Origin of the sequence: Polynucleobacter sp. HIN11, assembly GCF_030297675.1 — a bacterium.
GTDB lineage: Bacteria > Pseudomonadota > Gammaproteobacteria > Burkholderiales > Burkholderiaceae > Polynucleobacter.
The window spans coordinates 548,891-560,922 of sequence record NZ_AP028142.1; the positions used below are offsets into that span (position 1 = coordinate 548,891).

The window sequence follows — 12,032 nt, forward strand, 5'->3', positions numbered from 1 at the left end:
TTTACGGTATTACGCTCGAATGACAAATCATCCGTAGATTGGCATGGCTTGGTGCAAATATGCACCTAAATGGTGCAAGAAACAGGATTATGAGAGTTGACCGCGCACGATTCTGGCTTTTTCTCGCTCCCAGTCGCGCTCTTTACTTGCCTCGCGCTTATCGTGTTGTTTCTTTCCGCGGGCAAGCCCAATTTCACATTTAACTCGACCCTTTGAGAAGTGCAAATTGAGCGGGACCAAGGTATAGCCTCGCTGCTCAACTTTGCCGATGAGTTTCCGAATCTCGCTCTCATTTAAGAGGAGCTTGCGGGTTCGGGTGGGGTCGGCATGAATATGAGTCGATGTCGAGGAGAGTGGACTGATGTGAGAACCAATCAAATAAATTTCAGCATTACGCACTACGACATACGCTTCCTTAATTTGCGCACGACCAGCACGAATTGCCTTAACCTCCCACCCTTCGAGGACAAGGCCCGCTTCATAGCGTTCTTCAATAAAATAATCAAAGAAGGCTTTTTTGTTATCGACGATACTCATGGTTTAGAGTTTTTATAGGTTCCACGGTTTCATTATGGCAGACGTCAATAAGACGGTTTTGATTGGTCAATCCGCTGACCGCATGTACAGCCTAGTAACGGATGTTGCGCGCTATCCAGAGTTTTTACCCTGGTGCGGCGGTGTGGATATTTATGAGCAAACCGAAACGGTTCTCGATGCCAAAATTAAGATCCACTTTAAAGGGATTGAGCAATTCTTTCATACGCGAAATGCCAACCATCGCCCTGATTCGATTGATATGCAATTTGTTGATGGTCCATTTAAAAAGTTCACTGGCCAGTGGCGCTTCATTCCCTTACGCGATGATGCATGCAAGATTGAGTTCAATTTGCACTGGGAGTTCAAAAGTGCCATCTTGGATAAGATTATTGGTCCGGTGTTCTCCTACATCGCCAGCACCTTTGTGGATTGCTTTGTAAAGCGTGCGGAGCAACTCTATGGCCACTAAAGCGCAGACCATGGAAATACTTTTATGCGATGCGCGCCAGGATCCGCCATTACTTCAAATTCATCATCTTCCGTTAAATGGTGTTACAAAGCCCACGGTGGGTTGGGCGCTTCAAAGCTTGGGCATTGCCAAAGATCAAGATGATCCAGTGATTAGCCGTAAGGGCTGCTATGGGGTATTTGGTAAGCGCAAGGATTGGAGTAGCCCGCTATATGCCGGCGACCGTTTAGAGCTCTATGCACCATTACGCATTGACCCTAAATTAGCCAGACGAAAGAAGGCCAATCGCGATAAAGATAGCCTTTTAAAGGCCAAAGCCATGCGCCGGCAAGCTGCGAAACCGAGACCTTAAAGGAGTCCTCGACCCAGAACCTTTATAATCGGATTTTGCGACTAGGGGTTTTGCATGCGACTCATACAAAAAGCACTGACCTTTGATGACGTGCTCCTTGTGCCGGCCTACTCGGCCGTCCTTCCTCGTGACACCAGTTTGGTCACCCAGTTAACTCGCGATATTACGATCAATATTCCCTTGGTATCGGCCGCGATGGATACGGTCACTGAGGGTAGGCTCGCGATTGCCATGGCAAGTGAGGGTGGTATCGGAATCATCCACAAAAATCTCAAGCCTGCCGAGCAGGCCAAAGAAGTAGCTAAAGTAAAACGTTTTGAGTCGGGAGTCCTGCGCGACCCCATCACGATTACTCCAGAAATGACCGTCCGTCAGGTGATTGCTCTATCGAGGGAGCATGGCTTTTCAGGATTCCCCGTGCTGCAAGGAAAAACCGTAGTTGGCATCATCACCAACCGCGATCTTCGGTTCGAAGAGGATTTAGATGCAAGCGTGAAGACCAAGATGACCCCACGTGATCGTCTTATCACCGTGAAGGAGGGCGCAAGCCTTGAGGAGGCCAAGCGCTTAATGAGTAAGCATCGCTTAGAGCGCGTACTCGTTGTGAACGATGCCTTCGAGTTACGCGGCTTAGTGACCGTTAAGGATATTTTGAAGGCGACCGAGCATCCCAATGCTGCTAAAGATGGTGAGGGTAAGTTGCGCGTTGGCGCTGCCGTCGGTGTGGGCCCGGATAACGATGAACGTGTTGAGCTGCTGGTGAAGGCCGGTGTTGATGTGATTGTGGTCGATACCGCACATGGCCATAGCCAAGGCGTTCTTGATCGTGTGAAATGGGTCAAGAAGCACTACCCTCAGGTTCAAGTGATTGGCGGCAATATAGCGACTGGCGAGGCTGCGAAAGCACTCGCAGACCATGGTGCTGATGGTGTAAAAGTCGGCATTGGTCCGGGCTCGATTTGCACCACCCGCATCGTGGCGGGCGTCGGGGTTCCACAAATTACGGCCGTGGTGAATGTTGCCAATGCGCTTAAGGGAAGCGGTATTCCATTAATTGCAGACGGCGGTGTGCGCTACTCAGGAGATGTTGCAAAAGCCCTTGCTGCGGGTGCCAATAGCGTCATGATGGGTGGCATGTTTGCTGGGACGGAAGAAGCCCCTGGTGAGGTCTTTTTATATCAAGGACGATCCTATAAGAGTTATCGTGGCATGGGTTCATTAGGCGCCATGGCCGATGGTGCTGCCGATCGCTACTTCCAAGAAGATATCAGCGCAGCCAATGCCGAGAAATTAGTCCCCGAGGGGATTGAGGGGCAGGTACCTTACAAAGGAAGTGTCCTAAGTATCTTGCATCAACTGAGTGGTGGTATTCGTTCGTCGATGGGTTATTGTGGTTGCAAAACCATTGCGGAATTACATGAGAAGGCCAGTTTTGTGGAGATTACTTCTGCAGGCGTACGAGAGTCGCACGTCCATGATGTGAAGATCACGAAGGAAGCCCCTAACTATCACATTGACTAAGAGTCGCTTGGGCAAAACTGTGCACGATACGATTCTGATTCTGGATTTTGGTTCGCAAGTTACCCAATTGATTGCCCGCCGTGTGCGGGAGTCAAAAGTCTATTCTGAGATCTGGCCGTATGACTCGGATCCGGAACGAATCAAAACATTTGTTCAAGAGCGTCGCTGCAAAGGAATCATTCTTTCGGGTGGACCAAGTTCAGTGACGGAGCCCAATAGTCCCAGGACCCCCGAAATTGTTTTCCAACTTAATGTTCCAGTTCTAGGTATTTGTTACGGCATGCAAACGATGGCCACCCAATTGGGCGGTCGGGTTGCTTCAGCCGAGTCTTTGGGAAAAGCACGTGAGTTTGGGTATGCCGAGGTGCGTGCCCGGGGCCATACGGATTTGCTAAATGGCATTGAGGACCATCGCACCGCCGAGGGACATGGAATTCTCAAAGTATGGATGAGTCATGGCGACTCAGTTACTGAGCTACCTCCAGGGTTTAAGTTAATGGCCTCGACGCCATCCTGCCCGATTGCAGGAATGGCCAATGAAGAAAAACATTTCTACGGCCTGCAATTTCATCCTGAGGTAACTCACACCTTAAAGGGCAAAGAGATCTTAAATCGTTTTGTACATGACATTTGCCAATGCCGAGCTGATTGGGTGATGGGTGACTACATTGCTGAAGCAGTAGCGAAGATCAAGGAGCAGGTCGGTAGTGATGAAGTTATTTTGGGTTTGTCGGGCGGCGTGGACTCCAGCGTGGCTGCAGCCCTGATTCATCGAGCCATTGGACCTCAACTAACGTGCGTATTTGTCGATCATGGCTTGCTGCGCCTTCATGAAGGCAAGATGGTGATGGATATGTTTGCCCGGAACTTAGGGGTCAAGGTGATTCATGTGGACGCCTCGCATGAGTTCCTGTCCCAGTTAAAGGGTGTGACCGATCCGGAGCAAAAGCGCAAAATCATCGGTAAAGAGTTTGTGGAGGTATTTCAGCGCGAGTCTGGCAAGATCAAAAATGCCAAGTGGCTTGCCCAGGGTACGATTTATCCGGATGTCATTGAGTCAGCAGGTCAGGGTAAAAATAGTGCCCACACCATTAAGAGCCATCACAATGTTGGTGGATTGCCTGAGGATATGCACCTCAAACTTCTTGAGCCATTACGAGAGTTATTTAAAGATGAAGTGCGAGCCTTGGGCGTTGAGCTAGGTTTGCCAAAAGAGATGGTCGATCGCCATCCCTTCCCAGGCCCAGGACTGGGCGTCCGAATTTTAGGGGAGGTTAAACCTGAGTTTGCCGATCTTTTGCGCAGAGCGGATGCCATCTTTATCGAAGAACTTCGTAATACGATTGATCCAAGCACCAAGCAATCTTGGTACGCATTGACGAGTCAGGCATTTGCAGTCTTTTTACCTGTGAAATCGGTTGGCGTGATGGGCGATGGACGTACCTATGAATACGTCGTTGCACTGCGCGCAGTCCAAACCCAAGACTTCATGACTGCGCATTGGGCGCATCTGCCACATGAACTGCTAGGTAAGGTATCAAATCGCATCATTAATGAAGTGCGCGGTATTAATCGTGTGGTCTTTGACATCAGTGGGAAGCCACCCTCCACAATCGAGTGGGAATAGCTATTTGTCTTTAGGAGTTTGTATGAACCCCCTACGTCGTCTGGTCATTAGTTCAGCTGCTTTAGCTCCCTTAGGTTGCGCAACCGCTACCTTTGACCGCGGAATTCCGGTAGCCGCTCCCAAAAAAATCCCCAGTGTGCGCTCACCCCAATTGGGCCAGGAGTGGACTTATCTGCAGTTCGATACATTCTCAAGTAAGTTACTCGATGTGGTGACCGAGCGTGTTGAAATTGTCGGGCCAGGAGTCACGATCTCCCGTAGCAATCAAGATGGTGCAACGCTTCCAAGTGAGATTCAATCGTCATGGGGAATGATTGCAACGGATCCGCATTGGGGCCGAATCTTGAACTATGGCCCCCCGATTCCTCTTTGGCCAGAGCAAATGCAGGCTAACTGGAGTAAACAATTTACAACGCGCTACTCGATTGCAGGTTATTCAGATAACTCATTTGGTTGGCAGCAGTATATGTATTGCGCTGGCTGGGAAAAGCTCAAGGTCCCGGCAGGAGAGTTCACCTGTTTGCGCTATCAGAACCTGATTAATTTTCAGAGTGATGATGCTAATAAACTGGATTGCATTCGCCATGAAATCATTTGGTTTGCTCCAGAGATTGGTCGCTGGGTCGCACGCGAATCCTCTGGTTCCTATCAAATCCAGGGCCAAATTGGTGCGGTATTACTCGAGAACAGCACAGCCTGGCAATTGCGATCCTGGAAATAGTCTAGTGTTATTCAGATACCTTTCTTGGCGAAGTGCGGCCACTGTGATGGCTAGTTTGTTATTGACCGCCTGTCTGGGTTCGGTGTCTCACATCCCCAAGAGTGAGATTACCCCTCCTAAGCCCACCCCAGTCATTCGAGTACCTGCAGTGGGGCAGCAGTGGGTCTATGAAGTTCGCAATATTTTTAATGGCGAGTTGGTTGATATTTTGACCGAGACCGTGGTCTCAGTGAGCCCAAAAGTACAAATTGCCAGAGAGGGTAAAAAACTGGGTAAGTTACCCGATGAGATTCAAGAGCCTTGGGGAATGATTTTGCAAGATCCCCACTGGACCCCACCGCAACGATTTACTAAAGCTGTTCCACTCTGGCCACAAGAAATGAAGCCTGGCTGGTCTGGGTTTTATCGGACCCGCTATCAGGTAGTTGGATTTCCAGATAATGATTTTTATTGGGGCTTAACCATTCAAGCAAATGCTTGGAATCGAATTAAAACTCAGGCTGGTGAGTTTGATGCTCTCTATTATGTGAACACCGCAGATTATTTTGAGAGCGACGACTTCATGCGCTACGTCAATAATCGACGTGATCAAGTTTGGTTTGTCCCACAAATTGGACGCTGGGTGGTGCGTGAGAGTTTTGGTGAGTATCTCTGGCTGGGGATGGTCGGCTGGTCCCAGTCTATCAAGGAGGACTATCTACGCTGGGAACTAATTTCTTGGAAGTAAGTCCGGTTTATGTATTCCGTTAAAGAAATTTTTGCAACTTTGCAAGGTGAGGGAGCTCAGGCTGGGCGGGCCGCTGTATTTTGCCGATTTGCAGGTTGCAATCTATGGTCTGGGCGTGAGGAAGATCGTTCATCTGCTATTTGCCAGTTCTGTGACACAGATTTTGTCGGAACCGACGGTATTGGGGGCGGTAAGTTCGTAAGCCCGGAGGAGCTTGCGCAGGCGATTGAAAATGCTTGGATTGACTCCATGGGAACGCGACTTTATCGCTTTGTAGTGATGACCGGTGGAGAGCCTTTATTACAGCTCGATGAACCTTTAATTAAAGCCTTGCATGCCAAGCAGTTTGAGATCGCAATTGAAACGAATGGAACGATTGCGGTTCCCAAAGGGATTGACTGGGTTTGCTTAAGCCCTAAGGCTGGGGCTGATCTCATTGTGAAGCAGGCTCATGAAATTAAGTTGGTCGTTCCGCAAGCAGGGCATCAACCAATTGAATCCGTTTTGCATCGCTTTGAGGCAATGGACTTTCGCCACCGTTATATCCAGGCGATGGATGGACCAAATCTAAGCGACAATATGGCCTTTGCGATCCAACTGTGCCAAAAGTATCCACTATGGCGCTTAAGTGTGCAAACCCACAAGATGATTGGAATTCGGTAATGCAGCAACTCACGGTAACTCGCCGCCTCGAATTTGATGCGGGCCATCGCATTCCCAATCATGGTGGGCAATGCCGCCACTTGCACGGCCATCGCTATGCAATCGAGTTAACCGTTCAAGGTCCTGTTCATGAAAGTCGCGGGCAGGCAGATGACGGTATGGTGATTGACTTTGGTGATATCAAACGCATTGCATTGACCCATTTGGTGGAGCCCTGGGATCATGCATTTTTGGTTGCCAAGCAGGACACCTTACTACTGAACTTCCTCAAAAGCCTGCCCAACCATAAAACCGTCGTATTGGATGATGTGCCTACAGTTGAGAACCTGGTTAAGTTTGCTTTTGATTGTTTAGCACCAATTTTTGCAGCCGAGACCCAAGGAAAACTTTCCCTTTCTAGTGTGCGGCTCTATGAGACCCCCAATTGCTGGGCTGATTATCCTGTTCGAATGGCTTAAGGACTAATGGTATCGCCACAAGACGAATCGTTTATGCGTCTTGCCATCCTGCAAGCTCAAAAGGCTGCGGCGTGTAATGAGGTTCCGGTGGGTGCAGTCCTCGTGTTTGATGATCAAGTGATTGGTCATGGTTATAACCAGCCAATTGGCTTACATGATCCCAGTGCCCATGCTGAGATGATGGCAATTCGGGAGGCGGCAAAATCCCTTGAAAACTACCGAATTCCGCAATCAACCCTGTACGTGACGTTGGAACCCTGTGCAATGTGCTGTGGAGCCATTCTTCATGCTAGAGTCAAACGTGTGGTGTTTGGTGCGGCCGATCCTAAAACAGGAATGGCCGGTAGTGTTGCCAACCTCTTTGACCTGAAAGCGATTAATCATCAAACAGATATTGAGGGCGGTGTTCTGGCAGAAGAGTGCGGCAATTTATTAAGAGAGTTTTTTAAACAACGACGTTCATGAAGATTCATTTAATTGCTCCGTCTGGCGCAAGTCCTGATATGCGTAGTCCAGAAGCCGGTTTACGCTGGCTCAAAGAGCAGGGCGTTGTGGTGCATAACGCGGCCTGCACTGAGCGTGTGCATGAGCGTTTTGCAGGTACCGATCACGAGCGCTTAGCGGAGATGAATGCGATTCCTACAGTTGATCCCAACGAGGTCGTCATGGCGGTTCGGGGTGGTTATGGACTTCATCGCTTGCTTGATGCAATTGCCTGGAAAGAGATAGCAATTTCAGTAAAGCAGGGGTTGCAAATTTGTGGACATAGTGATTTCACGGGATTTCATTTGGGGTTGCTTGCTAAAACCGGGGCGATAAGTCTAGCTGGGCCGATGCTGAATTATGACTTTGGGCCGCTGAACGAGTACGGTGAGCCTCAGACCCCAAGCGCCTTCACCTGGCATCACTTTCAAACTGCGATTCAGTCGCGCCGCATGAGTGTGGCAGTGCCCGATCTTCAGCACTTTGCTGGCGAAGTTGATCTCTCCCAAAATATCCAGGGGATGCTTTGGGGCGGTAATCTCAGTATTCTCACAACCCTGTTAGGAACCGCCTATTTTCCGAATGCGAAGCAGATTCAGGGCGGGATCTTATTCCTTGAAGACGTGAATGAGCATCCCTATCGCATTGAACGAATGCTCCTGCAGCTTCATGAGGCTGGTGTACTTGCCAGCCAACAAGCCATTCTTTTGGGACACTTTAATCAATACCGCTTGTACGAAGTAGATCGTGGCTATCAATTAGATAGTGCGATTCGATACATTCGAGAGCGTTTGACCAAGAAGATCCCAATTCTTACCGGGCTACCATTTGGTCATGTAACCGATAAATTAACCCTACCTGTTGGTGCCCACGTGAATTTGCAAGCGAGCTTAAAAGGATTTGTATTGGAAGGAAAATGGTAAAACGTGCACTACAAGCAATTATCTCCAGCCTGATTTTTTTGGTATCCACACCACTCATGGCGCTTGAAGAACCGAAATACACTGTGATTGAAAGCACTGCTCCATTTGAGTTGCGCCAATATGCGCCCATGATCATCGCTGAGGTCACTGTGGATGGGGATATGAGCGATGCGGGAAGCAAGGGATTTCGCTTAATCGCTGGATATATTTTTGGTAAGAATCAAACCAAAGCAAATCTATCGAACGACTCAAAATCAAATGAAAAGATTGCGATGACCGTTCCAGTGACCATGGAGCCAGCAAGCGAGAAGATTGCGATGACCGCACCAGTCACCATGGAGAATCAAGCAAGCCCTAATCAATGGCGTATGTTCTTTGTCATGCCTAGTCAGTACACCTTAGCTACTTTGCCAACACCGCTGAGCCCAGAGGTCAAGTTAAGGGAGATACCAGCACAGCGGAAGGCCGTTATTACTTTTACTGGGTTTAATTCAGAAGAAAAGACGCAAGAAAAGACTGCGGAACTCAGGGCTTGGATGAAATCGAAGAACATAACCCCATTAGGTGAGCCTCAATTGGCGCGTTACAACCCGCCTTGGAGTATTCCCTTTCTGCGTCGTAATGAAGTTATGCTGGACTACTAGTCTCTAAGTCAAACGTCGCGCCCGCTTCCTCACCCAAGACCCTTTGTAAGATCGGCAAGGTTCTCTCTAAAAAGGGCGCCAAGGTCCAAACCGGATTAATCACCCATACCCCGCTGGACTGGAGCCGCTTCTCACCAACCGAATGAGCAATACGAAGCTCGGCTCTTAGCCATGGTCGTTGGAATTGCTCAGATAAAGCACGTAAGCGTTTGATGAGTTGCTTGGACTCTGGACGTTGTAAGACGGGATACCAAATCAGATAAGAACCGGTTGCAAATCGGTCTAAGGCCTCATGTAAGCTGGATTCGACCCCCCGGTAATCAGATTTGAGCTCATACGATGGATCCATTAGGATCAAACCCCGACGACTTGGTGGTGGTAGTAAAGACTTTAGGAATGTAAAACCATCGTGTTGGCGTATGTCAATCTGGGAGCGCTTATCAAGGCTTGCAATATTGGTTTCCAAAATACCAATATCACTTGGGTGAAGCTCAAATAATCTAAGGCGATCTTGAGAGCGCAGAAGATGCGCCATGATAAACGGAGAGCCGGGATACAAATCCAACGCCCCTTTGGGATTGAAATGGACAATCGCTTCTCGATAAGGCTTAAAGTCGGGTTCATCAAACTCAGGGTTTACCCATAGGCGATCGATTCCGCCTTGAGATTCTTGGCTAATTGCCGCATAGCCATCTCGCAGTGAATAGATACCGGCGCCCGCATGGGTATCAATCAACATTAGCGCCCCATCTTTTTCTTGTAGGTATTGAATACTATGTATCAGTACCAAGTGTTTTAAAACATCGGCATGATTACCCGCATGAAATGCGTGGCGGTAACTAAACATTGGCCTGCGGCTTATTTTGGCGCATCACAAACGCCAGCAGTGTGATGAGAACAAGAGCGCTACCGAGGTATTGCAAAAGTTGGTTGTGCGGAAAATCCAAAACCGTAGTTTGCAAAATATAGAGCTCCAAGATCCCCGCTACTGCAATGATCCGAGGAATGAGGCTGGTTGGGGTGAGGTGTTGATACTTCACATGATTCATGAGGCGACTTGCAATTAGCCCACACCAGATACCGAGTGCGGACCCCACCAAAATATCCCCAGGCCAATGGGCGCCAACGGCGCTGCGTGAGATACCGGTCAGAGAGGCAATCACAAATAACACCAGCAATAAATTACGACGTGCTGGACTGGTGGCAAAAAATAAGGCGCTTGCTACCGAGAACACCGTGAGAGTGTGACCAGAGGGCAGCGCATGTTGAATTAAGGGGTTGCCCAAAATCGTAAAACTGTTCTCTGCTAATACGCCTGCAGGTCTAGGTAAATTAATCAAGGGTTTTAAGATGAGACTAAGGATGGCAGCAAAGCCGCCAGCGAGCAGAGCAGCACAAAGCTGCCGAGGAGCAATTAAGAGCAGGGGAAAGCATAAGGCAAATACTCCCCAACCATTACCCAAGAATGTAAACCACGCCCATACCCAGTTTGGTAGGACTTGCGCAGCTTGATTCATCCATAAAAATAGTTCAACTTCGTGGCCACTCAATACCAAGATGATCCAAAGGATGAGTGGCAAAAGTGGAACTGCCCAGGCACGACCCAGCGATATGGGCATCTTTATGACGCGCGGGCGCGATCGGCCGCAGTAATTTGCACAGCTAGCTGATCCATCACCTGAGACACTGAAATGGATTTCATGCACACATTATCCTGACACGGCGTCTTGCGATGGTTGGCGGCACTGACGCACGGTGAGCATGCGAGATTGGCAGTGATCGGAATGGAGTTACCGAGCGAACCGTATAGAGCAGGAGTCTCTGGTCCAAATAACACAACGGTATATAACGCGGTAACAGATGAGAAATGCCCAGGACCCGAATCATTGGTGACCATCGCATGGGCAAGCGTATAGAGGGCGGGGAGTTCAGAGAAGCGAACATGGCCTGCAAAATTAAGAGCGCGCTTGACGTTGGCCGCCAAGCGCACACCCTCAACATAGGTATGCTCTGCAGGTGACCCGGTGATTAGGATTAAGTCTTCGGGATAGCGCTGATGAACAGCCATGATTAATTCGGAGAAGCGTTCAGGAGCCCAACGCCGTTGGGGTAATAAATCACTAGCATTTGGATTAATCAAAATGATGCGCTGCTGGCCCACTTTGAATGGAATGAGGGCTTGCTGAGCTAAATTCTCAATCCGGATCTGCAAGTTTTGTTTGACACTGGGATCGATGACCGCCTGGGCAAGACGGATCTCATCATCCCCAATCGCAATTTTGCTAAATGGCAACTCCTCCTGCTCAGCAAAGGCAGCGTATACCAAGGAAATAAAATTCTTGGCAATATGAATATGGGGGTTGTAGTGCACCTTGCGTGTGAGCATAGTGCCACGCCATAAACCTTCACCATGAAAAATGTCGTACCCCACCCGCCGTCTTGCGCCGCATAAACCAGTTAATAGAGCAGTAAAGCGTGAGAAAAGCTCTAAATCGATCACGGTGTCAATACGATGGACGCGGGCTTTGATTAAAAATCCCAAGGTATCAACTGCTAACTTCCAAAGACTTGATGAGTCAATTGTAAAAATATGCTTTGGGTTCACAGTATTGAGCAAACTCAAGCTTGCCGCATTGCTCTTAAAGATCAAGAAGTAAATCTCAGCACCGTTTGCCTGCGCTTTGCGCATAGCGGGATCCACCAAAATCGCACTACCCATCTCAGAGAGTTCAATAAACAGCAGTCGCTTGGGTGGGCCTGGTTTTCTGAATGGTTTTACAATCAAATCGAATAAAGCCACGATCGGACTGGCAAGGGCACAAAGCGGGACGCCCACCCAGTGATCAATGGTTCGCATTGCGTTAACGCTGATTGCCATTCTATTTTCCTAACAGTCGAAGACTGTAT

The 12,032-nt window shown here is 48.9% G+C and carries 15 protein-coding genes; 11 read left to right on the forward strand and 4 right to left on the reverse strand.

Annotated features, from left to right (window positions below; all coding sequences use genetic code 11):
• Positions 1–87: 87 nt before the first annotated feature.
• Complete coding sequence (smpB, locus tag QUE60_RS02855) at positions 88–537, reverse strand: SsrA-binding protein SmpB (protein ID WP_286224350.1); 450 nt, start codon at positions 535–537, stop codon at positions 88–90.
• Positions 538–571: 34 nt separating this feature from the next.
• On the opposite strand from smpB, the gene QUE60_RS02860 reads away from it, so the two are divergent.
• From QUE60_RS02860 to QUE60_RS02910, 11 genes are read left to right on the forward strand one after another with little or no spacing between them, the layout of a single operon-like run.
• On the forward strand, positions 572–1,006 hold the full coding sequence (locus QUE60_RS02860; RefSeq protein ID WP_286224351.1) for a type II toxin-antitoxin system RatA family toxin: 435 nt from the start codon (positions 572–574) through the stop codon (positions 1,004–1,006).
• Positions 996–1,358, forward strand: a complete 363-nt coding sequence (locus QUE60_RS02865) for an RnfH family protein (RefSeq protein WP_286227174.1) — start codon at positions 996–998, stop codon at positions 1,356–1,358. The genes QUE60_RS02860 and QUE60_RS02865 overlap by 11 nt, the downstream gene beginning before the upstream one ends.
• A 54-nt stretch (positions 1,359–1,412) precedes the next feature.
• Positions 1,413–2,879 carry an IMP dehydrogenase gene (gene guaB, locus QUE60_RS02870; RefSeq protein ID WP_286227175.1) on the forward strand — a complete coding sequence of 489 codons (1,467 nt, stop codon included), beginning with the start codon at positions 1,413–1,415 and terminating at the stop codon, positions 2,877–2,879.
• A 19-nt stretch (positions 2,880–2,898) separates the two neighbouring features.
• Positions 2,899–4,506: a glutamine-hydrolyzing GMP synthase gene (gene guaA / locus QUE60_RS02875; RefSeq protein ID WP_286227476.1), complete on the forward strand. Its 1,608-nt coding sequence runs from the start codon at positions 2,899–2,901 to the stop codon at positions 4,504–4,506.
• 22 nt (positions 4,507–4,528) lie between these two features.
• Positions 4,529–5,227, forward strand: coding sequence for a hypothetical protein (locus QUE60_RS02880; RefSeq protein WP_286225868.1), 699 nt, complete (start codon positions 4,529–4,531; stop codon positions 5,225–5,227).
• 46 nt (positions 5,228–5,273) lie between these two features.
• The gene (locus QUE60_RS02885) at positions 5,274–5,954 is read left to right on the forward strand and encodes a hypothetical protein (RefSeq protein WP_286224355.1); all 681 of its coding nucleotides are present in this window, start codon (positions 5,274–5,276) and stop codon (positions 5,952–5,954) included.
• Positions 5,955–5,963: 9 nt separating this feature from the next.
• Complete coding sequence (gene queE / locus QUE60_RS02890; RefSeq protein ID WP_286224356.1) at positions 5,964–6,617, forward strand: 7-carboxy-7-deazaguanine synthase; 654 nt, start codon at positions 5,964–5,966, stop codon at positions 6,615–6,617.
• Entirely contained in the window at positions 6,617–7,075 is a 459-nt protein-coding gene (locus QUE60_RS02895) for a 6-pyruvoyl trahydropterin synthase family protein (protein WP_286227176.1), read from the forward strand. Before queE ends, QUE60_RS02895 begins: the two co-directional genes overlap by 1 nt.
• A gap of 6 nt (positions 7,076–7,081) precedes the next feature.
• The gene (tadA, locus tag QUE60_RS02900) at positions 7,082–7,540 is read left to right on the forward strand and encodes a tRNA adenosine(34) deaminase TadA (protein ID WP_286227177.1); all 459 of its coding nucleotides are present in this window, start codon (positions 7,082–7,084) and stop codon (positions 7,538–7,540) included.
• Positions 7,537–8,481 (forward strand): LD-carboxypeptidase, encoded by a 945-nt coding sequence (locus QUE60_RS02905; RefSeq protein WP_286227178.1) that lies wholly within the window; start codon positions 7,537–7,539, stop codon positions 8,479–8,481. The genes tadA and QUE60_RS02905 overlap by 4 nt, the downstream gene beginning before the upstream one ends.
• Positions 8,475–9,125, forward strand: coding sequence for an SOUL family heme-binding protein (locus tag QUE60_RS02910; RefSeq protein ID WP_286227179.1), 651 nt, complete (start codon positions 8,475–8,477; stop codon positions 9,123–9,125). The genes QUE60_RS02905 and QUE60_RS02910 overlap by 7 nt, the downstream gene beginning before the upstream one ends.
• On the opposite strand, the gene QUE60_RS02915 is transcribed toward QUE60_RS02910, so the two are convergent.
• Genes QUE60_RS02915 through QUE60_RS02925 form a run of 3 tightly spaced genes read right to left on the reverse strand, consistent with a single transcriptional unit; the run spans position 9,109 to position 12,003 of the window.
• Positions 9,109–9,972: a 23S rRNA (adenine(2030)-N(6))-methyltransferase RlmJ gene (locus QUE60_RS02915; protein ID WP_286227180.1), complete on the reverse strand. Its 864-nt coding sequence runs from the start codon at positions 9,970–9,972 to the stop codon at positions 9,109–9,111. The genes QUE60_RS02910 and QUE60_RS02915 overlap by 17 nt on opposite strands.
• On the reverse strand, positions 9,965–10,744 hold the full coding sequence (locus tag QUE60_RS02920; protein WP_286227181.1) for a phosphatase PAP2 family protein: 780 nt from the start codon (positions 10,742–10,744) through the stop codon (positions 9,965–9,967). Before QUE60_RS02920 ends, QUE60_RS02915 begins: the two co-directional genes overlap by 8 nt.
• Positions 10,745–10,746: 2 nt before the next feature.
• On the reverse strand, positions 10,747–12,003 hold the full coding sequence (locus QUE60_RS02925; protein WP_286227182.1) for a glycosyltransferase family 9 protein: 1,257 nt from the start codon (positions 12,001–12,003) through the stop codon (positions 10,747–10,749).
• Between the last annotated feature and the right edge of the window lie 29 nt (positions 12,004–12,032).